At 67.4% G+C, this 23,959-nt stretch carries 17 protein-coding genes, 1 tRNA gene and 1 other RNA gene; 7 read left to right on the forward strand and 12 right to left on the reverse strand.

Going from position 1 to position 23,959, the window contains the following annotated elements:
* Positions 1 to 43 precede the first annotated feature (43 nt).
* Positions 44 to 2,491 (reverse strand): hypothetical protein, encoded by a 2,448-nt coding sequence (locus tag ACE37B_RS04290; protein WP_409922041.1) that lies wholly within the window; start codon positions 2,489 to 2,491, stop codon positions 44 to 46.
* Between the two features lie 402 nt (positions 2,492 to 2,893).
* On the opposite strand from ACE37B_RS04290, the gene ACE37B_RS04295 reads away from it, so the two are divergent.
* Positions 2,894 to 4,333 carry a hypothetical protein gene (locus ACE37B_RS04295; protein ID WP_409922042.1) on the forward strand — a complete coding sequence of 480 codons (1,440 nt, stop codon included), beginning with the start codon at positions 2,894 to 2,896 and terminating at the stop codon, positions 4,331 to 4,333.
* A gap of 80 nt (positions 4,334 to 4,413) precedes the next feature.
* On the opposite strand, the gene ACE37B_RS04300 is transcribed toward ACE37B_RS04295, so the two are convergent.
* Together ACE37B_RS04300 and ACE37B_RS04305 are read right to left on the reverse strand one after the other, a co-directional pair.
* Complete coding sequence (locus ACE37B_RS04300) at positions 4,414 to 5,727, reverse strand: PLP-dependent lyase/thiolase (RefSeq protein ID WP_409922043.1); 1,314 nt, start codon at positions 5,725 to 5,727, stop codon at positions 4,414 to 4,416.
* 88 nt (positions 5,728 to 5,815) lie between these two features.
* Positions 5,816 to 7,384, reverse strand: coding sequence for a pyridoxal-phosphate dependent enzyme (locus ACE37B_RS04305; protein ID WP_409922044.1), 1,569 nt, complete (start codon positions 7,382 to 7,384; stop codon positions 5,816 to 5,818).
* A 101-nt stretch (positions 7,385 to 7,485) separates the two neighbouring features.
* On the opposite strand from ACE37B_RS04305, the gene ACE37B_RS04310 reads away from it, so the two are divergent.
* Positions 7,486 to 8,304 carry an SDR family oxidoreductase gene (locus tag ACE37B_RS04310; RefSeq protein WP_409922045.1) on the forward strand — a complete coding sequence of 273 codons (819 nt, stop codon included), beginning with the start codon at positions 7,486 to 7,488 and terminating at the stop codon, positions 8,302 to 8,304.
* 3 nt (positions 8,305 to 8,307) lie between these two features.
* On the opposite strand, the gene ACE37B_RS04315 is transcribed toward ACE37B_RS04310, so the two are convergent.
* Positions 8,308 to 8,970, reverse strand: a complete 663-nt coding sequence (locus ACE37B_RS04315; RefSeq protein WP_409922046.1) for a DUF2461 domain-containing protein — start codon at positions 8,968 to 8,970, stop codon at positions 8,308 to 8,310.
* Between the two features lie 38 nt (positions 8,971 to 9,008).
* Between ACE37B_RS04315 and ACE37B_RS04320 the strand changes: the two genes are divergently transcribed.
* On the forward strand, positions 9,009 to 11,447 hold the full coding sequence (locus ACE37B_RS04320) for an ATP-binding protein (protein ID WP_409922047.1): 2,439 nt from the start codon (positions 9,009 to 9,011) through the stop codon (positions 11,445 to 11,447).
* 30 nt (positions 11,448 to 11,477) lie between these two features.
* Here ACE37B_RS04320 and ACE37B_RS04325 read toward each other — a convergent pair whose 3' ends face one another.
* Both ACE37B_RS04325 and ACE37B_RS04330 read right to left on the reverse strand, forming a co-directional pair.
* Positions 11,478 to 14,201 carry a putative bifunctional diguanylate cyclase/phosphodiesterase gene (locus ACE37B_RS04325; protein WP_409922048.1) on the reverse strand — a complete coding sequence of 908 codons (2,724 nt, stop codon included), beginning with the start codon at positions 14,199 to 14,201 and terminating at the stop codon, positions 11,478 to 11,480.
* A 22-nt stretch (positions 14,202 to 14,223) separates the two neighbouring features.
* A tRNA-Leu gene (locus ACE37B_RS04330) sits at positions 14,224 to 14,297 on the reverse strand.
* Positions 14,298 to 14,370: 73 nt separating this feature from the next.
* Here ACE37B_RS04330 and ACE37B_RS04335 point away from each other — a divergent pair.
* The gene (locus tag ACE37B_RS04335) at positions 14,371 to 15,330 is read left to right on the forward strand and encodes an endonuclease/exonuclease/phosphatase family protein (protein WP_409922049.1); all 960 of its coding nucleotides are present in this window, start codon (positions 14,371 to 14,373) and stop codon (positions 15,328 to 15,330) included.
* On the opposite strand, the gene rdgB is transcribed toward ACE37B_RS04335, so the two are convergent.
* The 5 genes from rdgB to ACE37B_RS04360 form a co-directional block, all read right to left on the reverse strand.
* Positions 15,308 to 15,904: an RdgB/HAM1 family non-canonical purine NTP pyrophosphatase gene (rdgB, locus tag ACE37B_RS04340; protein ID WP_409922050.1), complete on the reverse strand. Its 597-nt coding sequence runs from the start codon at positions 15,902 to 15,904 to the stop codon at positions 15,308 to 15,310. The two genes, ACE37B_RS04335 and rdgB, sit on opposite strands and share 23 nt — an antisense overlap.
* Positions 15,904 to 16,680, reverse strand: a complete 777-nt coding sequence (gene rph, locus ACE37B_RS04345; RefSeq protein ID WP_409922051.1) for a ribonuclease PH — start codon at positions 16,678 to 16,680, stop codon at positions 15,904 to 15,906. The genes rdgB and rph overlap by 1 nt, the downstream gene beginning before the upstream one ends.
* A 13-nt stretch (positions 16,681 to 16,693) precedes the next feature.
* The gene (gene murI / locus ACE37B_RS04350; RefSeq protein WP_409922052.1) at positions 16,694 to 17,515 is read right to left on the reverse strand and encodes a glutamate racemase; all 822 of its coding nucleotides are present in this window, start codon (positions 17,513 to 17,515) and stop codon (positions 16,694 to 16,696) included.
* Between the two features lie 280 nt (positions 17,516 to 17,795).
* Positions 17,796 to 18,767: a PLP-dependent cysteine synthase family protein gene (locus ACE37B_RS04355; protein ID WP_409922888.1), complete on the reverse strand. Its 972-nt coding sequence runs from the start codon at positions 18,765 to 18,767 to the stop codon at positions 17,796 to 17,798.
* Between the two features lie 211 nt (positions 18,768 to 18,978).
* Entirely contained in the window at positions 18,979 to 19,392 is a 414-nt protein-coding gene (locus ACE37B_RS04360) for a Mov34/MPN/PAD-1 family protein (RefSeq protein ID WP_409922053.1), read from the reverse strand.
* 79 nt (positions 19,393 to 19,471) lie between these two features.
* Here ACE37B_RS04360 and ACE37B_RS04365 point away from each other — a divergent pair, with 79 nt between their 5' ends.
* A complete protein-coding gene (locus ACE37B_RS04365; protein WP_409922054.1) occupies positions 19,472 to 21,004 on the forward strand; it encodes a hypothetical protein in 1,533 nt (510 codons plus the stop codon).
* Between the two features lie 132 nt (positions 21,005 to 21,136).
* Positions 21,137 to 21,655 (forward strand): SsrA-binding protein SmpB, encoded by a 519-nt coding sequence (gene smpB / locus ACE37B_RS04370; protein ID WP_409922055.1) that lies wholly within the window; start codon positions 21,137 to 21,139, stop codon positions 21,653 to 21,655.
* A 39-nt stretch (positions 21,656 to 21,694) separates the two neighbouring features.
* Here the strand turns inward: smpB and ACE37B_RS04375 are convergent, their stop codons facing one another.
* Positions 21,695 to 23,269, reverse strand: coding sequence for a hypothetical protein (locus tag ACE37B_RS04375; protein ID WP_409922056.1), 1,575 nt, complete (start codon positions 23,267 to 23,269; stop codon positions 21,695 to 21,697).
* Between the two features lie 87 nt (positions 23,270 to 23,356).
* Between ACE37B_RS04375 and ssrA the strand changes: the two genes are divergently transcribed.
* Positions 23,357 to 23,740: a transfer-messenger RNA gene (gene ssrA / locus ACE37B_RS04380) on the forward strand.
* Positions 23,741 to 23,959 lie beyond the last annotated feature (219 nt).

Below are 23,959 nucleotides of genomic sequence, written 5' to 3' on the forward strand. Positions count from 1 at the left end.
GGCGCAGGTTCGGGGGACCCGGCTCGCGGCCCAGTTTCGGGGATCAGGGCCCGAGGTTGGCGCCGAGGCTGCCGATCAAGCCGGGGGACGACCGGCCCGTGCGGGTGACCAGCAACTCCCCCGTCACGTCGGCGAAGGTCTCGGGTTGCCCCGCCACCGTGATCGTCATCGGACCGTTCGGCGAGTTCGGCATGATGACGACCGGCACGTTGAACACACCACTGTCGTTCACGACGACCTCACGAGAGTCGGTGGGCCCGAAACGCAGTTCGACGGTCGAGCCAGCGGGGAACCCGGCGCCTTGTATCGTGACGACCTGGCCGGACGCGGCGACGCCTGGAATCGCCGAAACGGTGGGCGGCGGCGCTCCGAAGCCAGTGACGGTGGCACGGACCGGCTCGCCGGAACCGAACGTGGCGACGAGTTCAGCGGCCAGCGAGCCCTCCGTCGTGGGCGCGAACTCGACGTCGACACCGCAGCGCCCGCCGACCGTGATGGTTCCGCACGTGGTCGACGTGACGCTGAAGCCGGCGCTGACGGGTTCGAACGCGGCCGCGGTCAGCACGACCGACGAGCCGCCCTCGTTCACGATCTCGAAGCTCGCGGTCCGACGGCCAGCGTCGACGATCGTCGGAGCGAACTCGAACGATCCCGGGGACAACACGGGAGGCAGAACGATGCTCGGCAACGTCGTGGTCGTGGTCGGTCGGGTCGCGGGCGGCGTGGTGGGTCGTGTCGTGGGACGCGTGGTGTTGACCGGAGGCCGAGTGGTGACGGTCGTGTTGGACGGCGTCGTGTTCGGCGGTGTCGTCGACGGGGGCACCGTGCTCGAGGTCGTCGACGGCGCGCCGATACCGGACACCTCGAAGCTCCACGATGATCCCTCGAGCGCCGTGACCGTGACCGATCCGAAGACGTCCTCGAGTTCGCTCACGGGCAGGCTCACCTGCACCTCGCACGTCGAGCGCGGCCGGATCTCGCCGAGACACGACGTGGCCGACACCAGGAACGGCGACTCGGCGACGGCCGCGCCCTCGGCGAAGACGAAGCTCGACGGCCCCTGATTGAGGAACGTCGCCGTCGCCGTCAGGATCTCGCCGACGTCGCCGACCCCGAGGTCGTACGACTCGGCGGAGAATTCTCCCGTCGCTGGCAGCGTCCGCACCGAGACGACCCGTTCGGTGACCTCGCCGAGCGCATCGAGTGCGTCGAACGCGACGACGGCACCATTGCGACTCACGACCGGCCCGGATGCAGCCGCCGTGGTGGCTGGCACACCGTTGGCGGCTGCCGACAGATCGATGATGTCGACGGTCGAGAAGGGATCGGTTCCGTCTCCGACCCATGACACCATCGCCATCGTCGGAGGCGCCTGCGGTTCGATCACGTTGAAGACGACGTGGTTGCCTCCGCCTGCCAGATCGGGCCTCGTCCCTCGAGCATCGATCGAGATGTTGACGGCGGGCGACTCCCCCGTACCGGAGGTCTGCAGCACCACGCCGACGTAGCCAGCATCGGAACCGGCCGAGGCGTGGAAGGCGATCAGCGAGCCATCGTCGGAGATCGACGGCCAACTCGACGCCGACGCCACTCGGCGTACCGTTGCGTCCGCGGCGGTCACGTCGCTGGACCAGAGGTGGACCGACGCCGGGGTCGCTCCGTCGGTGGCGACGGTCTCGAACACGATCCGGCGCCCGTCGGACGACATGTCGACACGGTCGCCGGCCGTCTGTCCAGCGACCGGTGGTATCGCGGCGCCGAATCGAGCGTCGCGGAGGTAGCCGGTGCCCACCCGACGGGCGCGAACGACCGCATCCCCGACGCTATAGGCGACGAAGGTGCCGTCGGCGGAGATGGCAGCCGCAGGCAGTGCAGCGGTGCGCCCCGCGAAGTTCTCGCTGGCCTCGAACGCTGCGGGCGCCTCGGCGCACCGGTCGTACGCCCAGAGCTGTGAGGTTCCGACCGTCGGTTCCGCCTGCTGGAGCAATCCGGCCGGATCGAGCTGGTCGGCTGCACCGTCGGCCGGTGACTCGACGTCGGCGGCCTCGTCGTCTGCCGCGTCGGCGTCTGCGTCCGGAGCTGGGTCGGCGCCCGGCGCGGGGTCCTCGTCAGCCGCGGGGTCGGCGCCCGGCGCGGGGTCCTCGTCAGCCGCGGGGTCGGCGCCCGGCGCGGGGTCCTCGTCAGCCGCGGGGTCGGCGACGAACGTGGAATACGTGACAATGCAGCCGTTGGCGCTGATCGCCGGATTCGCTGCGTTGTCGATCACGACATCCGACGCGGCGCCGGTGACGCGGTCGTGGATCCGAACCGACGTCGACGCAACACCGGCGTCGGACTGTGCGGATTCGAAGACGATCACGTTGCCGTCGGCCGAGAGCCGTTGCTCGCCATTCACTCCGGGCGCGGCGATGGGGAGCACCGACGAAACGGCTTCTTGGGCTCCACCGGGCGCGCCGAACACGCCGACTGCCGCGATGGCAGCGACGGTCACGACTCCGGCTACGGCGGCTCGGGTCGTCCGGGAGTTCAGGCGCACGTACGTACGAAGAATGGTACTCGCTCACCGAGGGTGACGTCCGACGCCCAACACCCTTTCGCCCACCGCGTCGAGATCTTGACGCGGCCTTGACGAAGCGTTCCCGCCAGCCATGCCTCGCCTGCGTCGATCTGGCATCAATCTGGTGTCAGACACCAACTGGCACCAACTGGAGACCAACTGGACACCAACTCGACGCCCGGTGGGCGCATGGTTGACGACGGGCTACCGGAGACGTGTTGAACTACGGGGTGATCACGATGTTCGCTCGGAACTCCGACGGAGAGGCGACACGCGCACCGCACCCGACACCGCGTCACCTACCGCATTTCAGGCACCAGACATCAGGAGAACGAGATGGGCTCGACCCGACCCGCCACCCGCACCTTGATCGCTGCGACCGTCGCCGTCGCCGCACTGACGATCGGCACCGTCATCACCACACGCGCCACCAGCACCAGCGAACCCACATCCGCCTTCGTCCCGATCGTCCCCTGCCGACTCGCCGACACCCGACCCGGCGACAACCAAGTCGGCACCAACACCACCTTCGGACCCGCACAAACCGCCACCTTCCCCACCACCGGCGACAACGGGCGATGCAACGACATCCCCACCACCGCCACAGCGGTCTCGCTCAACATCACCGCGCTCGGAGCCACCGCCAACAGCTTCCTCACCATCTGGCCCAACGGCACCCAACCCGTCGCCGCCAGCCTCAACCCCGCACCCGGCCAACCACCCACCCCCAACGCCGTCACCGTCGCCCTCTCCCCCAACGGCACCTTCAACATCTACAACAACGCCGGCAACGTCAACCTCGTCATCGACGTCAACGGCTACTACCTCCCCACCACCACCACACCCGGCCCCCAAGGCCCACCCGGACCCCAAGGACCCACCGGCGCCAACGGACAAGACGGAACACCCGGACAAGACGGAACACCCGGACAAGACGGAGCCGACGGGGACGAGTTGTTCGAACGCACGATCGTGGTCAACTCGAATGGCTCGCCCACCGAGAACGGCGATGCCCTGCTCGCCGCCGTCGCCGCATCGGCCGACGCCACCTCGACCGATCCGCGGACCGTCTTGCTCGAGCCAGGAACCTACGCCCTCGGTTCGGACGAACTGCTGCTCCCGGACGACGTCTCCGTACGAGGGAGCGGCCGCACCAACACCACGATCACCTCATCGGGCCTGAACACGCTCCATCCCGGCGCCCGCAGCACCATCGCCGACGTCCACGTCGACAACACCGCCACCAGTGGAGGGGCCGTACGGTCGATCCGAGTCGTCGACGCGCCGGACGTCGAGTTGTCATCGATTCGAGTCACCGCCAGCTGGGTCAACGCGGAGGGCATCATGGTTCAGAACTCGTCCGACTCGATCCGAATCGTCGACGCCGTCATCGAGGTGCCCGACGCCGGTCTCCGGATCGCGTCGCCGGGTGCGATCATCCGCGACAGCGAGGTCGTGTCCACCGGGAACGTCGCCGTGCAGCTCGACTCCGGCTCGGGCGGGACGGTGGTGACACACAGCCATCTCGCAAACAGCGGAGCCGACGACCACGGCGTCGTCGGGTTCACAGGCACGGGCTCGATCGACATCCGACACAGCACGATCACCTCCACGAATGGCGCGACGCTCGACCCTGCCTCGGACGGCGCCGGTCGGACGTTCCGGATGTACCACTCACACGTCGACGTGGAGCTGTCGTTCCCGACGCTGTCCAACGCCAGCGCCCACTGCGCCATCCTCACGTCCCCCGCCGGGGCCCACAACGTCTGCGTCTGAACGCGCCACCGCACCGCACTGGACAGCACTGGACAGCACTGGACAGCGCGGGCGTCTCGCCGTCGTTCAGCGATCAGTGGTCAGCGGGTGATGCCGCTCATGACGACCGCAACCTGGTCATCGGGCCCGATCGCGTCGCTGCGGGCGCCGCCGATCTCGACCAACCCCGCGAGACCGGCCGTGCCGGTGGCGCTGGCGTCGAAACCGGCATCGTGGGCGAGCCGGTGAGCCGCGGCGATGCTGTCCTCTGACGCCACGATCACGTCGCCGCCCGATCGCCGCACGACGTCGACGACACCGAGCCAGTCGTAGGTCTCGTCGTCGAGGATGCCGTCGGCGAGTGACGACGGATCCGGCCACGGCACCATCAACTCGTCCCAGCGTCGACCGGGCTCGGTATCACCGATCGATCCGTCGACGGCTCGGTCGAGTGGTGCACATCCCGCTGCCTGCACCGCGTGCAACGGCACGCGGTGGCCGGCGCCGAGGAGGCCGGCGCCGAGCGATGCAGCGAACGCGCCGCCGCCGACCTGCACGAACACGTGGTCGAGATGACCCGGCCCATCGGGTGACTCGATCTGTTCGGCGAGTTCCCAGCCGATCGTGCGACCGCCGTCGAGGCACAACGCGTTCTCCGGACCCTGCACCGTGAACGGAACCGACCCGGCTTCGACCGCCTCGCGGAATCGAAGCATGGCGGGATCGCCTGGCGGATCGTCGGCGCGCCGTTCGCAGCGGTGCACGTGGGCACCCAACTCGTCGAGCCGTCGTCCGAAGCCGTCGCTCATCCAGACCGGCACGAAGACGTCGATCGGCCAGTCGGCGGCCGCGGCCAGTGTGGCTGCTGCCAACGCGGCGTTGCCGCACGATGCGATGGCCAGCCGCGGTCGTCCCGACCACAACCGGGCCATCTCGCCGGTGACCTCGAGCGCTCGCAGGTGCAGCAGGATCGACATCAGGTGGCGCGCCTTCTGGCTGCCTCCGACACCGCCGGTCTCGTCTTTGATCCAGACGCCGCCGTCGCCGAAGCCCAGTTCGTCGGACAGATGCGTCGACCGAGCGAACGGCGTCGTCACGAACCCGACGCCGTCGACGTCGCGGATCGCCTCGTCGAGTTCGACGACGAGCGCGTTGCGAGCAGCGGTCGTCAGCCCGCGAGCCGCGGCTGCGGCAGCCCACGCGAGACGATGGTCGTGACGCACGAACGGATGAGGGTGATCGACTGGCGAGGCGGGCGAGCCGAACCCCGCCGGCGCGGTGATCGCGTGCAGGACGTGGTGCCGGTCGGTGATCGTCGAACGCGGGCATCGCCACGGCGTCGGCTTCGTGAGGTCGACGTGCACACCGCACACCTCGCATCGCCAACCGACCACCTCGTGCATGACCCCTGCCATCGCGCTAGCCAACCCAGCCGACAGGCGTATCGGTTTGTGTCAGACACAAACCGATACGGGTCGTCGATGGCGTGGTCACGGCAGGGCGTCAGCTTCCTGCGGCGACCTGTTCGTTGAACTCGTCGATCATCGAGTCCCACACACCGACGTAGCGGCGCAGACCGCGCCAGAAGTCCTGATTCCGACGAGCCTCGAACAACTCGAACGGTGTGCCCTGCTGTTCGACCCACGTGTAGTAGCCGAGGTTGAAGATCCGACGCCGGTCGGCTTCGGTCATCTCGATCATGTGGTCGGTGTCGACGCTGGCGAGATGCTCGCCGAACGCTTCGGCGGCGTCGGCCGGCGTGAAGTCGCCGCCGAAGCGGGTGCTCAGCAACTTGGCGCGCTCGCTCGGGTAGAGCGCTGCGCCGTCGGTGGCGACGGTGATCAGCGCGTCGTCCGGGCCGAGGTCGAGCAACTTCGCCGTCTTGATCGCGGCGAGCACGTTGCAGATCGCCGAGAAGCCGAAGTGCTCGAGCTGTGCGACGACCGACTCCGGAACTCCCTTGCGGGCGAGATGGGCGCGACCGGCTTCGGAGTTGAACACCAGGTCGAGTTCGTCGGTCGCCTTGTCGGAGATCGCCACCACGACATCGGTGTTGGTGACGTTGTGAATCAGCGGGATGTGCTTGTCGCCGATGCCCTGGATGTTGTGCTCGCCGTAGCCGTTCTCCAGCATCGTCGGACACTCCAGCGCCTCGACGGCGACCGTCTTGGAGCCGTACTCCTCCTTGAGTCGGTCGCCGGCTGCGATGGTGCCCGCCGAGCCCGTCGCACTCGTGAACGCAGCGAGCCGCAGGTCGCGTCCGTCGGCGGCGTGCACATCGGCGCGCACCTGCTCGAAGACGTGCCCGAGCGCCCGGCCCGTGACCGTGTAGTGCCCGAGATGATTACCGAACTCGGAGAACTGGTTGAGGATGAAGTTGCCCGGATCCCTCGCCAACTCGTTACAGGCGTCGTAGATCTCCTTCACATTCGACTCGGTGCCGAAGGTCTTGATCACGTCGTCGGCCGGATTCGCGCACCATTCGTCGAGCCAGTCGAAGCGTTCCTGGCTCATGCCTTCAGGAAGGATCGCGACGCCACGACTCGCCATGATCTTGCTGATCGCGATGCCGCCTCGGGCATAGTTGCCCGTCGATGGCCACACGGCCCGGTGCACGGTCGGATCGAACTGTCCGGTCACGATCCGAGGCGCCAGACACGAGTACGCAGCAAGCACCTTGTGGGCCGTGATCATCGGGAAGCGGTCGCCGCACACGACGATGATCGGCGAGGCGACACCGGTCAACTCAGGTGGGAGGACGACGTGGTCGGGTACCTGCACCCGATTGCCGCTCAGGTCGTTGTACCAGTGCACCCGCCACAGGTTGCGGGCGTCCGGGCCCTGCGGATCCGCGTCGCCGACCCTGGCGTGATGGTCGAACGTGGTCGGGTCGGCCAACTGGGCGAAACGGGGCAGGGTGATGCCCTGCTCCCGGAACCGTTGCACGCTGTTGGCGATCGCCGCTGCGTCGACCACCCGATCCGCCAAACCGAACTGGTTCTCCAACGCCTCCCTGGAGGCGGCGGTCGCGCTGACGGTCGAAACGTGGGCGGAGTCATCGATCACGGTCACCTTGACATTCTGTCAAAGGATCCGAACGATCGCTCGCTGTGACCCGATGTGATGTCGGCCGTCTCGACGCCGGCACGGTGGCGCACGCGACACTGGCACCCATGTCCGACGCGTCCCCATTCTCCTCCGACCTCCTCGCTGGCCGAAGCGCTCTGGTCACGGGCGGAGGCACCGGGATCGGCAAGGCAATCGCGACCGGGTTGACGCTCGCTGGCGCCGACGTGGTGATCGCCGCTCGACGGATCGAGGTCTTGCAGGCAACCGCCGCCGAGATCGAGTCGGCGACGGGCCGATCCGTCGCCGTGGATCTGGTCGACATCCGCAGCGTCGACAGCGTGAACGAACTCGCCGAACGCCACGCCGCAGTCAGCGTGCTGGTCAACAACGCGGGCGGACAGTTTCCACAGAAGGCCCGTGACTTCTCCCCCAACGGCTGGCGCTCGGTGATCGACCTCAACCTCAACGGGACGTGGACGATGGTGCAGGCGTTCGGCAATCGCATGCTCGACGCCGACGGTGGATCGATCTGCAACATCGTCGCGACCGTCGGCCGAGGCATCCCGGGCATCGCCCACTCCGCCTCGGCGCGCGCTGGCGTCGTCGAATTGAGCAAGACACTGGCCTATGAGTGGGGCCCGAAGATACGGATCAATTGCGTAGCGCCCGGCCAGTTCCGGACCGACGCCTACGAACACACCTACGAGGACGGCGTCGGTGACGGCTACGTCGAACAGCCGCTCCCCCACGTCGGCCATGTCTCCGACATCGCCAACGCGGCCGTGTTCCTCGTCTCACCTGCGGCTCGGTTCATCACCGGCGAAACACTCTACGTCGATGGCGGCTTGACGGTGCAGGGTCCGATGTCGGCCCTCCCGCCCGGCGGCTACCCCGAACGAGACGAACCCTCACCCCATCGTTGATCGTCAGAAGGGGCGGTCGCCGGGGGGTTCGGTGCTGGGTCCGACGTGGGCGTCGAGCCAGTCACAGACGGGTCGGGCGCCGTCCCAGCAGTCTCGGATGCGACGCTCGGCCTGCTTGGTGTGCAGCCACGCCGGAACCCCGAAGCTCTTGGAGAGCATGAGGCCCTTCCGCCGGATCAGACCGATGCGGGGGTGCGCCTTGTCGTAGCCCCGCGGCGCCGTCTTCAGTTCGTCGATGGCGCCGACCTCGTACTTCGCAGCGACGGCGTCGGCGACCAGGCGCTCGAGTTCGGTCCCGGTCGCGTCGGCGACGACCGCATCACGGAATCGCCGAAGCTGGTCCTTGCCCATCGCGTAGTAGCCAGCCGCGACCATCAACCCCTCCGCCGACAGTTGCAGGTAGAAGCCGCTTCCGCCCTCCAGTTCGCCATACGCCCCCTGGTGGGTCTTGTACGGCGGCTTGTTCTTCGAGAACCGCAGATCGTTGTGGGGACGGAACATGTGGAACGGCCCGTACTCCCCCAGCGCCTCGGTCAGCTCGGTCATGGGCGTCTTGACCGCGTCGAGGTAGTCACCGCGGTGTTCGTGCCAGAACGACTTGGCATTGTCAGCACCCAGTCGCTCGTAGAACTGGATCGCTTCCGGCGGAAAACCCCTGAACGCCATGAGCCCGCAAACTACTCCCTCCACTACTGTCCCCGACCATGGCTGATCTTTTCCTCGGCGGTGCCATCGATCCCGCGAGCCACGAACGTACGACCGACGACGCGGCGAGTCACGTCTCGGTGGCGACCGACAAGCTGACCACGCACGGCGTGATCGTCGGCATGACCGGCTCCGGCAAGACGGGTCTCGGGGTGATCGTGATCGAGGAGGCGCTCGCTGCAGGGCTCCCGGTGATCGCGATCGACCCGAAGGGCGACCTCACCAACCTCTGCCTCACGTTCCCCGACCTCGCAGCCAGCGATTTCCGACCGTGGATCGATGAAGCGCAGGCGAAAAACGCGGACAAGACCCCCGACCAGTTCGCCGCCGATCAGGCCGCGTTGTGGACGAAGGGGCTCGCCGGATGGGGCCTGTCGGGCGACGACATCGGGGCCCTGCGGTCGACCACCGACTTCACGATCTACACACCGGGCTCACAATCGGGGGTCCCCGTCAACATCGTCGGTTCGCTCCAGGTGCCGGCCGACATGACCGACGCTGAGGTCGTCAGCGACGAGATCGAGGGCTACGTCTCGGGTTTGCTCGGACTGGTGGGCATCGAGGCCGACCCGCTGTCGAGCCGCGAGCACATCCTGCTCTCCAACTTGATCCATCACTCGTGGACCGAGGGTCGCGAACTCGACCTGATGACGCTCGTGGGGATGGTCGGGACCCCACCGATCCGCAAACTGGGCGTGTTCGAACTCGACCAGTTCTTCCCGCCCGCCGACCGCATGAAGCTGGCGATGCAGCTCAACGGACTGCTCGCGTCGCCATCGTTCGCGTCGTGGGCGGCCGGCCCGCCGATCGACATCGACGCGATGCTGTTCCGCCCGGACGGGTCGGCGCGCTGCGCCATCATCACCACGGCGCACCTGTCCGACGACGAGCGACAGTTCGTCACGTCGCTCGTGCTGTCGAAACTCGTCACCTGGATGCGACGCCAGTCGGGCACGACCGACCTGCGGGCGATGCTCTACATGGACGAAGTGGCCGGTTACCTCCCGCCCACCGCCAACCCGCCGACGAAGAAGCCGATCATGCTGCTGATGAAGCAAGCACGAGCCTTCGGCGTCGGCGTGGTGCTCTCCACCCAGAACCCGGTCGACATCGACTACAAGGCCATCTCCAATGCTGGCACGTGGATGATCGGCCGTCTCCAGACCGAACGTGACAAAGCGCGCCTCCTCGACGGGATGTCGGCCGCGGCGGGTGGCGTCGACATCGCTGCCGTCAGCGACTCGATCGCGGGGCTCGGCAAGCGCGAGTTCCTGCTTCGACGGGCTGGCAAGGACGAACCGGAGATCTTCACGACCCGCTGGGCGATGTCATACCTGCGCGGCCCGATGACGCGGGACCAGATCGAACTGCTGATGTCGACCGAGCGCGTGGAAGCCGAGACGCAAGCGGCGCCGACCGCGAGCAGCGGTGTTCCGGCGCAACCGACACCGGTACCCGGCGCGGTGACCCCCGTTCCCGAACTCGCTGCCGACGAGAGCGCCGTGATGCCCCAGATCGCCGACGGTGTCGCCGTCCGATACGTCGACGTCGCGGCCCCGTGGCTCTCTGAAGTCGGCGGTGATGCTCGCGGTCAGCGCCTCGAGATCGCGGCGGTCGCCCGCGTCGCTCTGCGCTACGACGAGACCAAGGCCGACCTCGTCCACGATGAGGAATTCGAATGCGTCATCCATCCACTGAGCGACCACATCGACCTCGAGCGGACACTCCAGGTCGACTACGACGATCGTGATCTGCGCACCGACGCGCCGAGCGGGGTCGCCTTCGTGCTTCCTGATGCCAAGACCGCGAACAAGACGTTCTGGTCCGGCCTCGAACGCGACCTGCGCGATCACCTCGTGCGCACGTTGTCCATCGAGGTCCCGAGCAACGCGTCGCTGAAGACCTACGGACGCCCCGGCGAGTCGTCCGACGAGTTCGAGACACGCTGCTTGAGAATCGCCAACGAGCGCGCCGACAAAGAGATCGCGGCCTTGCGCGACAAGTACGAATCGAAGGCGAAGCGACTACGCGACCAGATCGAGACCGCCGAGGATCGCCTCGATGTGCTCGAAGAACAGTCGAAGAGCACTCGGAACTCCGAGCTGTTGTCGACCGCCGGCTCGGTGCTCGGCGGCCTGCTCGGTGGCCGAAAGTCGGGGGGCAGTCTCCTCGGTGGCCTGCTCGGCAAAGCCGGCACCGCAGCGAGGCGGCGAGGGTCGACCAACGCGGCCGGCGAACGGGTCGAAGCGCAGGAGAACAAGGTCGCTCGTCTCGTCGAGGAACTCGACGAGCTCGAGGTCGAACTCGCCGAGGAGGTCACGGAGATCGACGCCCGGTGGATGGCGACGGCGAAAGAGATCGAGACCTTGACCGTCGGCCTGGAGAAGTCCGACGTACAGATCGCTCAGCTCGCCGCAGCGTGGTTCCCGACGGCCTGAACACCGCCACCGCGGACACTGCGACGTGGGTCAGCGGTGGTCACGGGCGTCGACGCCGACACGAACCGCTCCAGCGTCGAACAATGGCACACCGAAGATCAACTCCTCGGCGACATCGACGGGAACGGGACGTGCGAGCAGAAAGCCCTGACCACGCGTGACGCCAGCCCCGATCGCGAACGCCAACTGATCCGACGTCTCGATTCCTTCGGCCACGATCTCGAGCGCCAACGCCCGACCGAGCGTCACCACCGATTCGACGATCGTCGAATCGAAGTGGTTCGCCGTCGCCGTCGCAATGAAGCTGCGGTCGATCTTGACCACGTCGACGGGCAGCTTCTGCAGATAGGTCATCGAGGAGTAGCCGGTACCGAAATCGTCGATGGCGACGGTCACCCCGCGACCACGCACTGCGGCGAGTACCGAGCTCGCGCGTTCCACGTCGTCGAGCAGGTGCGACTCGGTGAGCTCGATCTCCAGCATGCGCGGGTCCGCACCCGTCGATGACAACGCGTGATCGAGGTCGGCCAGCAGATCTCCCTCGATGAGATGGTGGCCGGAGATGTTGACCGCCAAACGCATGCGGAGGCCGCGGCCCTCCCGACGCCATCGGGCCAGCAGGCTGCACGTCGCACGCAGGACCCAGCGCTCCAAGTCAAAGATCAGGCCCGAGCGTTCGGCGATGGGGATGAACTCGCCCGGTTGCACCAGACCGACACCCGGGCGCTCCCAGCGGACGAGTACTTCGGCCCCGGTCGGCAGCCCCGTCGACATGTCGGCGATCGGTTGGAGGTGGATCCTCAGTTCGTCGTGCTGGATCGCCTGCCGTAGCGCGAGTTCGAGTTCTGCCTGATGCTCGATCGATCGCTGCATCGTCGCGTCGAACATCTCGACTCGGCGACGCCCGCGATGCTTCGCTTGATACACGGCGGCATCGGCTCGCTCCACCGCTCCCATCGCGCTGCCACCCGGCTCGAGGACGGTGGCGCCGATACTGGCCGACACCGAAAAGAGCCTGTCGCCGACCGAATAGGGCTGCTCGATCTCGTCGATGAGCCGCGACCCGAACGCAGCCAGCGTCTCGGAGCCGCTCACGTGGTCGACGACCACGAGGAACTCGTCGCCGCCCAGCCGAGCCACGAAGTCGACATCACGAATGGCGCCGCTCAAGCGACGTGCGATCTCGCGCAAGACGATGTCGCCGACGGCGTGACCGTGCATGTCGTTGACGCTCTTGAAGCCGTCGATGTCGACGAACATCACGCCGGTGACGTTCGAGTGTTCGTCCTGCGACGCTGCGTGTTGTGCCTGTTCGAGGTACTCGACGACGGCGAAACGGTTCGGGAGGCCGGTGAGCATGTCGATGCGAGCTTCCTCGGCCAGACGAGCTTCGCTGGCGCGCAGACGCTCGGTGAGCGCGGTGACGCGCTCCATCGACGTGCGCATCGAGGCGCCGACGTGGCCCGGGAGTTCGCGGAGATCCGCCTGATCGACGCGGTCGCTTCGAGCGAGCTCGTGCATGTGTTCCTGGACCAGCGACAACGTGCTGGCCATCTCGTTCATGGCCGAGGTCACCTTGCGCACGTCGCTCGGACCTGCAAGCGAGAGCTGTTGCGACGAGAGTTCGCCTCTGCTGATGCGCTCCGCATGGGTGCGCAGACGATTGAGCGGAGAAGCGAACGATCTGATCATGACGAAACCGAAGACCAGCGACGCCAGTGCGAGCGCGGCGATCGTGAGCATCGTGGTGTGGTTGCGCGATTCCGCTTCATCGGCGTAGCGATCGACCGATGCCGTGATCTCACTCGCCCGATCGATCGAGTATGCGGAGACCACGTCGAGGTATTCCGCTCGATTCACGAGCGCATCGGCGAGTCGGCTGACGACGGTCGGATCGAGTGCCAACGACGGATTCACCTCGTACATCCACGGTTCGATCGGCACCATCGCGTCGTAGTACGAACGCACGACACCGATACCGGCCGGATCGTCGTCCGAAGCCTCGTGCAGGGCGGCGAGGTGGAGGACCGACACACCGATGACGGTCGATTCGTCGATCGTGCCCGGCGAGAACGCCAAGCTGGCCAACGCGTCGGCTTCGTTGCGGGCGCTGATCACCACATCGACGAGTCGGTTGAGTTCGTCGGCGAGTCCCGACGCCGTACTCGAATCGGTCGCCGCGAGTTCCAGCGGCTCCGCCGACCACATCAGCAGGTCGTCCACGAGCTGCGAGGCCGCATCGAAGCGACGTTCGACGGAGGCCCTGGTGGCCTGCATCTCGCTCACTGCGGACCGCTCGTCGAACACGCCCTGACGAACGTTCTCCAGATCGGAGTCACCGAGCCACGCCGAACCAGCGGGCAGCAGCGCAGCGAGCGACTCGAAGGAGTTCTCGAGACGCTCGGCGTTGGCCAGCGAGATCGCCCCGAAGTCGACGCCCGTCAGCACCGTGACGAGCGAGCGTTCGAGGCCGAGTTCATCGATGCTGACGAGTCCGATCGACACGATCCGCTCGACCTCGAGCGGGACCAGCAGCGTCGCAGCGGCGGCGTGGACCGCTGCAGCATCGGCGACGGCGGCGGCGGCTGCTGCTTGATCGTCATTGCGGTCGATCTCGCGCAGCGTGAGCGCTCCGAGCCCGATCAACGGTATGACGAGGAGCGCGAGGACATACACCGCCAAGGGAAGTCCGCCGATTCTTTGCGCCGCACGCATCAGGACGTCATCGACCGAAATGACCCCCACCTTGAACATGCGGGCGGCAAACTCGCGAGCGTGCCGACGGTGGGACTCGAACCCACACTGCCGGCCACCTAAAGACCGTGCCTCTGCCAATTGGGCTACGCCGGCCACTCGCTCGACATCAATCTAGAGCCCCGAGCTGTCGACCCGGCATCGAAGTGTTCCCCGTAGCCTGCCTCGGGTGACAGCGCCAGGCCGGTGGGAGCGAGTCGGTGCCCTCGGCACCTGGTTGGCCGTCGCCGCCGTGGGTCTCGTGATGCTGAGCCAGGCGGTCGGCTGGGACGGGGCAACGCCGGTCGCTGCGGCCCACGCGCTCACGCCGTACCTCGTCGTCGTCGTCGTCGTCGGTGCGGGCCTCTCGCTGTGGCGGAAGTGGCACGAGCTCGGCGTCGTGAGCAGCCTCGTGGGAGTCGCGATGCTGCTCCTCGCCGCCCCGATCGTGTTCCCGCCCGCGCAGGCGCGTGCCGATCCCGATGCCGCCAGCTTGCGAGTCGGTGCCGTCAACCTGCTCTATCGCAACGACCGAACCCTGGACGTCGCCGATGACCTCGCCACGCGCGATCTCGACGTGATCGTGTTCAGCGAGTACACCGCCGAGCATCAGGCGGTCCTCCTGTCCCACGAGCTGGCGACGATGCTCCCCCACCGCGAGGACCGCGACGGGCTGTTCGCCGGCGGCGTCGCCGTCTGGTCCCGCTTTCCCGTCCGTCCCGATGTTCCGCCCGACACCATCAACTACTCCGTCGACCTGACCGTCGACGGACCCGACGGCCCGGTTCGGGTCTTCGCCGTCCACCCACCGACCCCGGTGTTCGACTTCGACGACTGGCGACGCGACCTCGATCTGATCGGGGAGGTCGCCGATCGTCCGGGGCCACCGACGCTGGTGATCGGCGACTTCAACGCGTCGTATTGGCACCCGGTGTTCCGGCGACTCCTGCATCGAGGGCTCACCGACGCTCACATGGCACTGGGAGCCGGCTGGTCGACGTCGTGGCCGACCGATCGATGGTTCCCGCCGTTCGTGCGACTCGACCATGCGCTCACCGGCAACGGGCTCGTCTCGACCGACATCGAGGACTTTCAGGTGCCCGGCAGCGACCATGCCGGGCTGGTCGTCACCGTGTCGCCAACTCGCTGAGCAACGCCCGGAACGCGCGGCCCCGATGGGAGATCGCGTGCTTGTCGTCGGCACTCATCTCGGCGAACGTGCGTCCTCCGGCTTCGACCGGAGCGAAGATCGCGTCGTATCCGAAGCCGGCGTCGCCGCGCTCCTCGGTGGTGATCGACCCTCGACAGACGCCTTCCACGGCGACCTCGGACCCGTCCGGCCACATCACGATGGCGACCGTCTTGAACGCCGCACCGCGGTCGTCGACCCCGTCGAGTTCGGCCAGCATCTTGCGGCGGTTGTCCGCGTAGGAGCACCCCTCACCGGCATAGCGGGCTGTGTAGACCCCGGGAGCACCGTCGAAGGCATCGACTTCGAGGCCGGTGTCGTCGGCGACGGCAGGGAGGCCGGTCGCCGCGACGATCGCCGCAGCCTTCAGCCTCGCGTTGCCGAGCAGGGTGTCGGCGTCCTCGATCACGTCGGGAACCTCGCCAGGTCGTGGCAGCAACTCCACGGCATCGACGAGCAATGCCTGGATCTCGGCGACCTTGTCGGGATTGGCCGACGCGCAGACGACGGTCAGCCGCTCGATGCCGCCCGACATCAGCGGCGGGCGGGACGCGCCGTCGGCGGCTCGGCGATCAAGGAGGCCTGCATGTCGGCGATCGTGGCGAGACCACCCTCCGCGAGCCCGAGCAGCGAATCGAGCTGCGAACGGCTGAACGACGTCCCCTCCGCAGTGCCCTGCACCTCGACGAAGCTCGGCTCGCCATCGGGGCGGCCCGCGTCACCGATGGCCTGCAGCATGACGACGTTCATGTCGACGTCGGCGGTCGAATCCTCCACGTACGGGAGATCGAGCACGGGCACCCCGTCGACGATGCCGACGCTGATCGCCGTGCAGAACGAGTGCAACGGGTTCTTCGCCAACTGACCGGCGACGACGAGTCGCTGCAGCGCGTCGTGCAGCGCAACGAAGCCACCGCAGATGCTGGCCGTGCGAGTGCCGCCGTCGGCTTGCAGGACGTCGCAGTCCACCGTGACCTGGCGCTCGCCGAGCACTCGCATGTCGCACGCTGCGCGAAGCGAACGTCCGATGAGGCGCTGGATCTCGACGGTGCGCCCGCTCTGCTTACCCTTGGCCGCCTCACGGCCGATCCGCTCCGGCGACGCCCCCGGCAACATCGAGTACTCGGCGGTGACCCATCCCTTGCCCGAGTTGCGCATCCAGCGAGGAACGTCCTCGTCGATGCTGGCCGTGCACAACACACGGGTTTGGCCGAAGCTGACGAGGACGGATCCGTCGGCCATCTCGGTGAAGTCGCGATCGAAGCGGACGGGTCGGAGTTCGTCGGCTGCGCGGCCGTCTGGTCGGGTCATTGGGGTCTCCTGGTCAGGGCGCGGCCGGCGGCCACGGTTCGGTCTGGTCGAGCTCTGGTCCGAGCAGTCTGCCTCCGAGGTCGCGGAACACCTCGATGTCGCCGCTCGATGCGAACCGGTGGCGGCCGCGAGGAACCGACGATGCGCCAGCGACGGCGCGAAGCAGCCCGGACTCGTCGAGACGATCACGTACTGCGAACGCGGTCTCGTCGGCCGAACTGACCAGCGTCACGTTCGGGCCCATCACGTCGCCGATCGTGCGGGCGAGAAACGGATAGTGCGTGCAGCCGAGCAACAGCGAGTCGACGTCGGCGTCGACGATCGGGGCGAGCAGGCGCTCGGCCAGCACCATGACCTCGTCGCCGGTGGTCTGGCCACGCTCGACGAACTCCACGAAACCGGGGCACGCCGCGCTCGCCAGCGAGACCGGCACGCCCATCTCCGCAACCGCTCGAATGTAGGCGCCCGACGAGACGGTGCCGACGGTGCCGATCACGCCGACGCGACCCGTCGTGGTGGTGGCGACCAGCGCCCGCGCGCCTGGCCGGATCACGTCGACCACGGGCACCGGCAACTCGGCGCGAAGTTCGTCGAGACCGGCTGCGGTCGCTGTGTTGCAAGCGACGACGACCGCTTTCGCGTCGTAGTCGTCGACGAGGCTCCAGGCCAGTTCTCGGGCATAGTCGCGCACGTCGTCCAACGGCTTGGAGCCGTAGGGGTAGCGGCCGGTGTCGCCGATGTACACGAGGTCCTCGGCGGGCAGTAGGTCGATCAACGCTCGGGCGACGGTGAGTCCGCCGAACCCTGAGTCGAACATTCCGATCGGCCGCTCCATCGATGCCGGAGCGTACTGCCGCCCGCAAGCCGACCTGGTCAGGCTCGTCACACCGGCTGTGCCGACGGGCTCGTCACACCGATCGACCTCCGGCCTGATCGATCTCGACCCGGTTCTACGCCAGGTGCTGGCGCAGAACCGGGTCGAGATCGAAAATCGGTGGCACAGAACCGGGTCGAAATCTCGAAAGGGCGAGGTATTCGTCGGCGACGTAGATCATGCGTGCGCCAACGGGAGGCTCACCGGTGTCGACCGCTTTGGCACGACCCCGACCAGGACATCAGAAGTAGATGATGCCTTCGGCGTTGGCTTCGGCGACATCGAGGTCGTCGGTGTAGGCACCGGTCGACAGGTACTTCCAGCCGCCGTCGCACACGATGAACACGATCGTCCCATGGTCGATCTGGCTGGCCACTTTCGCGGCGCCGGCGAGCGCGGCGCCCGCCGAGATGCCGGCGAAGATTCCGCACTCGTGGACGAGGCGCCGGGTCCACTCGATGGATTCGCGAGGTCGCACGACGCGCTTGCGGTCGAGGATGTCGTAGCCGTTCCAGTTCTCGAACACCGGCGGGATGTAGCCCTCGCCGATGTTTCGCAGGCCCTCGACGCGCTCGCCGAGCGGCGGCTCCACGGCGATGATCTGGATGCTCGGGTCGTGTTCCTTGAGGTACGTGCCGGTTCCCATGAGCGTTCCGCTGGTGCCGAGTCCGGCGACGAAGTGCGTGATCTCGGGGACGTCACGGACGATCTCCGGCCCGGTGCCCTCGTAGTGTGCACGAGGGTTGGAGTCGTTCGCGTACTGGTACGGGAAGAACCACTCGGGATGCTGTGCAGCGAGTTCCTTGGCCCGAGCGACCGCTCCGTTCGAGCCTTCCTCGCCAGGAGTGAGGATGATCTCGGCGCCGAAGATCTCGAGCATCTGGCGACGTTCGATCGACACCGAGGTCGGCATCATGATCTTGATCGGATAGCCCTTGATCCGTGCGATCGCCGCCAGGGCGATGCCGGTGTTGCCCGACGACGGCTCGAGGATGGTCTGGCCCGGCAAGAGGCGGCCGTCGGCTTCGGCCGTCTCGATCATGTTCTTGGCGATGCGGTCCTTCACCGAGCCGAACGGGTTCTGCATCTCCATCTTCGCCAGGATGCGAACGTTGGGGTTGGGCGACAGGTTGGAGACGTCGACGATCGGCGTGTTGCCGATCATGTCGAGCACGCTGGCGTGCTGGAGCCCGAGCGGGTTGGGTGCGGTCATCGTCATGGGGGTCATCTCCTCGTCCAACGTGCCGTCCTTGCCGATCATTCCGACAATTCCGATCCGAGTCGTCAGGAATCGTACCCGGGAAGCGTCCCGACCGCCTCGTCGAGCACCGTGATGGTTCGAAACGCCGTACTTTCGGGGCGCCGAGACGCTCCCGCGCTCGCTTCCCCCGGCGCTGTGGCGCGATCCGGAACCCGGCTCGAGGTCAGACGACGACGAGTGGCTCGGCGACGATCTCGCCGTCGACGATCCGGTAGCTGCGGACTTCCGGCGCTTCCCGCTTGAGGCTGACGATCACGTAGTGCCAGTCGGCCGACACGGCGGCGGCGACGTCGGTGGGGCTCGGGTACGGCTCGGAATGGGTGTGGGAGTGGACGACCCCGTTGATCTCGAAGTCGAGATCGTCGGCAGCCTGTTCCGCTCGCATGTGATCCCGAGGGTTCACCGTGTAGACCCGAGCCGATCGGTCGTCGTTGTGGCAGGGATAGAACTCGATCGCTCGATTCCCCGGCCGGCCATCGGAAGCAGGGCCGGCCAGCAGCCCGCACATCTCGAGGGGGTATTCGTCGAGGGCATGGCCGACGAGTCGGGCGTACGCGTTGCGGGCGATCTCCAGCACGTCGAGGAGCGTAGGCACCGGATCGAGATGCATCCACACCTCGCGCTGATTGACGTGACCGACTCGAGGGTCGATTCAAGTGCCACCGCAGTTCAACCGATCCGACGACATGGAGTCCACGCCGTTGCACTTCGGGCCCACCGTGTCGAACTCCTTCGCGCCGCCGACGACTCCCCCGCTGCCGCCGCCAGCGCCTTCCAGCGGCACAGCGCCGCCGTCGTTGCCGTCGTTGCCGTCGTTACCGTCGTTGCCGTCACCTGCAGCGACGTCACTGCTGACGCTGCCACCGGTGCACGCCCCCGAGGTGCAGCCCGATCCGGGGCCGACGACGAATCTGCCGCTCGGCGCGGCGTCCGACGTCCCCGAGTGGAAGCGGCGCCGTCAGCGCCCGATCCGCATCGCTGCTCGCGCGCTCATCCGGCTGGCACTGTTCGCGGCGACGATCTGGGCTGCCTGGTTCGGCTGGAACTGGGTGATCGGCGACACCTTCGATGCCGACCCTGCCACCGCCCCGAACGCCTACGAAGCCCTCGACGTCCGCTTCACCGTGCGCGATCCCGGATCGGGTGAACTGATCGAGGTCCACGCCGACCTCGCGAGCCGACAGGCGCTCGCCACCTCGGGCGACGTGTCGCTGGCGCGCCGAGACGATGGCCTCTTCGCCCGCACCGGCAGCACAGACTGGCGAACCCTCGCACCCGGCGAGGAGGCCACACTCGAGCCCCTTCTCGCTGCGATCGACTCCGCCGGAATCGCCACGATCGCTGATGTCGTGACCCCGGATCGATGGCCGGCGATCGACGTGATCGAACACTCCTCGACGGCCGTTGCGAGCGGCACGTTCATCGCACGACGGTCGTTCGATCCGACGACGTTGGGCGAGCGGCCCGACAGCGACGAGCGGTTCCCGATTCCCCGCCTCGTCGTCGACGCACCGGCCGGCCAGGCGCCCGCCACTGCGATCACGGTCGATGCGCCAGTCGACTCGGTCGGTGCTCGGTTCGTCGGCCCGCTCGGCCTCGACCCGTCGAACCACATCGGCGGGAACGTCCGTCTCGAACTCGTGGTGGACGGCGTTGGCGTGGTCCACGCCGTCGAGATCGTCGATCCGGACGGTCGGACCCGAACCCCGGTGTACCGACTCGTCGATGCCGCGATCGATCGACCGCAGCCGTTCGTCGACACCGGGCTCGACCTCGTGGAGCGTTTGGTTCCGCCGACCGGACAGGTCGATCTCGAGATGGCCAGCCGAGAAGCGATCGGGCCGATTCGGTTCCAACGCATCGTCGATCACACCGGCGTCACGATGCGCTGGGGCGACCCCAACCGCCGCAACTTCGATGCCGTGGCGACATGGGTGGACAACGGGTCGTCGATCACGATGGGCATCGTCGTGGCCGGGTTCCGCCAAGGCGGTCGCGACGACCTGCTCGCTCACGAACTCGGCCACGTTGCAGCGTTCGGGATCGGCATCTTCGACGGGTCACACGAATGCCTCGCCGACATCGTGGCGAGTCACTGGCTCGGCCGCAAGGTCAGCATGGGCGCCTACGACTATCAGCGCTGCGAGTCGCACGGTGATGCCCGGCGCGTGCTCGACGCGTACGAGTGAGCGGACCGACCCGACAAGGTGTCACGTCTCCGGCCCCGAGCCCGTGTCGTGGCGCCCGGGCGCGGGCCACACCACCGATAGCGTGCGCTCAGCGCGTGTGAACACGGCACGAGATGAGCCGAAGGAGGTGCCATGGCGAAGAAGGGCAAGAAGACCAAGAAGAGCAAAGGCGCGGACGACGGCCTCACGCTGATCGCGAGCTACAAGCGTGCCTACCGCGACTACGAGATCCTCGACACCTACGAGGCAGGCATGGTCCTGACCGGCAGCGAGGTGAAAAGCCTGCGTGAGGGCAACGCGCAGATCGCCGAGGGGTACGCCCGGGTCCGCAAGGGCGAGATGTGGATCGACGGTGTGCACATCCCGCCGTACACGAACGCAATCGGCTTCGGCGCGCACGATCCCGACCGGGAACGCAAGCTGCTGCTCAACCGCGCCGAGATCGACAAGCTCGACATGCGCACCGCCCAGGGCGGGCTCACGATCGTCCCCCTTCGGCTCTATTGGAAGGGTGGCCGGGCGAAGATGGAACTCGGGCTCGCCAAGGGGCGCAGCAAGAGCGACAAACGCCAGAACCTCGCCGAACGGGACGCCGATCGCGAGATGACCACCGCGCTCAACCTCCGCAACAAGTACGGCCACCTCGACTGAGCGCCCGACCGCCGCTCCGGCCGGGCGCTCGACGCAGGCTCAGGCCGGCGTGGCGTCGCAGGTGACGTTTCGTTGACCCAGTCCTTCCCACTCCACGCGCGTCGGGATCGTCCCCGACACCGTCGACTCGTCGACCGACAGCGTCGTTTCGCCGAGCAACGCGCGGCAGCGTTCGCCACGCACGACCCGCAGTTCGTCCTCGCCGGGGTACGGACCGTCGTCGGCTTCGAACGAGCCGATGGCCATCAACGCGTCCGGCGTGTCGCACGAGACCACGGTGCCGAACTCGAACGTACCTGCCGCGAAGACGAAGCAGGTGCCTGGCTCGAGGCTGGCCAGGATCACGTCGTCCGATCGCGCTGCGTCGAGCCCGACGTCGGCGATCGACGCGATCAGGCCCTCGACTGCCGACACCGTCGCATAGCAGTCGATCGGATCGACGAGCTCGTCGCCGAGTCCGAGGTCGACCGAGAACGCCGTCCCGAGGCCGGGCTCGCTCGGACTCGCGCCAGCGAACTCCGCGACGACCGGGGCGCAGAGCCGCGTGAGGAAGATGTCTGCTTCGATCGGATCCGTGGGCAGCGTTCCCGGTGGCGGTTCGACGGCACCGGCGAACTCTGCGTTGTGCGGCTCGCCGCAGGAGCGCTCCTCGAACCCACCGTCTGCGATCGTGGCGCACAACGTGGCATCCGCTGCCTCGTCGCCGGCGAGCACGAGGGCGACACAGTACGCGGACCGCTCACCGTTCACTTGCCAGGTGGGCTCGAGCGGCGTGATGACGGCCAGGTCGTCACTCAGTGGTTGGACGACGAGGTCGGCAGCAGCGACGTCGCACAGTGGGAACGCTTCGTCGGCGAGTCCGTCGGTCCCCGGGAACTGACGGTCGGCGAGTTCGACGACGCCCACGAGCTGTTCGGCGGTGACGTCGCCGGTGGCCTCGCTGCACGCGATCACCTCGATGACCTCGAAGGAGTCGGCCTCGGGGTCGCCGTACCGGAAGCAGGTGCCGGGATCGACATCGAACAAGAGCACCCGGTCTCCCAGGACAGCTTGCAGACCGACCCCTTGCATCGATCCGATCAACGTCTCCTCGGCTTGGACCAGCGCCCAACACTCGATCTCGCCGGCGTAGGCCTCACCAGGTTCAGCGCTCGACACGTAGCCGACTCCGACGCCACCGTCGGGCCCCGACCGCCCGGTGAGCTGCTCGGCCGATTCGAGACAGGTCCGATGGAGTTCCAGGTCGGGGAACACGTTGGGCGGTTCGCCTTCGGTCGGGGCGGGAGGCTCGGGCGCCGTCCCACTGGGGGCGGTCACGAGGCCGGCGAACTCGGCGTCGTGCGGCTCGGCACAGTCGATGTCGAGGAACGAACCGTCGTCCTGCGTGATCGCGCAGCGAGGAGCTGCCTCCTGTGGGACCTCCGTGACGTCCGTTTCGCTGGGCTCCAGACCGGTGCCATCCGGCTCGCTGGGCGTGTCATCCACCGTGTCGGCGGGTGGCTCGGGCGATGCGGACTCGCTGGCGTCACCGCCCGACGAAGCGCCACACGCGACCGCAAGGGCCGAGAAGGCGACGAGGAAACTGGCACGGCGGATCAACCCGAATCTGTTCATCTGCTGAGCCTGGCCCTCCGCTGTTGCCCACTCGTGAACGACGCGCCGGCGACAGCGGTAGACTCAACCTCTACATATCGAAGACATGGGGCTGACTGGTTTCGACGTCAGTAACGCTGTTCGAGTTTGCGACCCGAGTTCCTCAGACTCGCTAAACGGGGGAACACAAAGAATTGCCGATGAGCAGTTCGCTCTCGCCGCCTGATCTCAGGTGAGCGAAGAGTCATCGTGAGCAGAAATGTCGCACGGGGCCAATCCATCACAGCCCGGCAACAGAAGTGAGGGATGACGGTGGGAAAGACCACTGACGGCGTGAAAGACCGCTGACTTGCAGGAAAGACTGTGCGTGGTCCGCCTCGAGCGGACAGCCGACCCGTCGGTGTCTCAGCGTCAGAGGCAATGCCGGGAATGGTCGTAGCAAGCACGTTCACCGGCTGATGGACGGGGGTTCGATTCCCCCCAGCTCCACACCTGGGAACCGCGGCGACGCGAGTCTCCCCTTCTGGAGATCCGGCCTTCCCGCGCCGGACCGACCGGTCGGCCGGGCCAGCGAGGTCCGTCCGGGACCTGGTCGCGGATGGCCATGGCGCCGCACCGATGGACCATCTCCGCCGCCTCCACGACTGTCCCGAGTTTCAGCCGTGCGTGATGCTGCGCGCACGGCACGCGACGACGGCGGACACCACGAAT

The organism is Ilumatobacter sp. (assembly GCF_046290335.1).
In the GTDB taxonomy this organism is placed as follows: Bacteria; Actinomycetota; Acidimicrobiia; order Acidimicrobiales; family Ilumatobacteraceae; genus Ilumatobacter_A.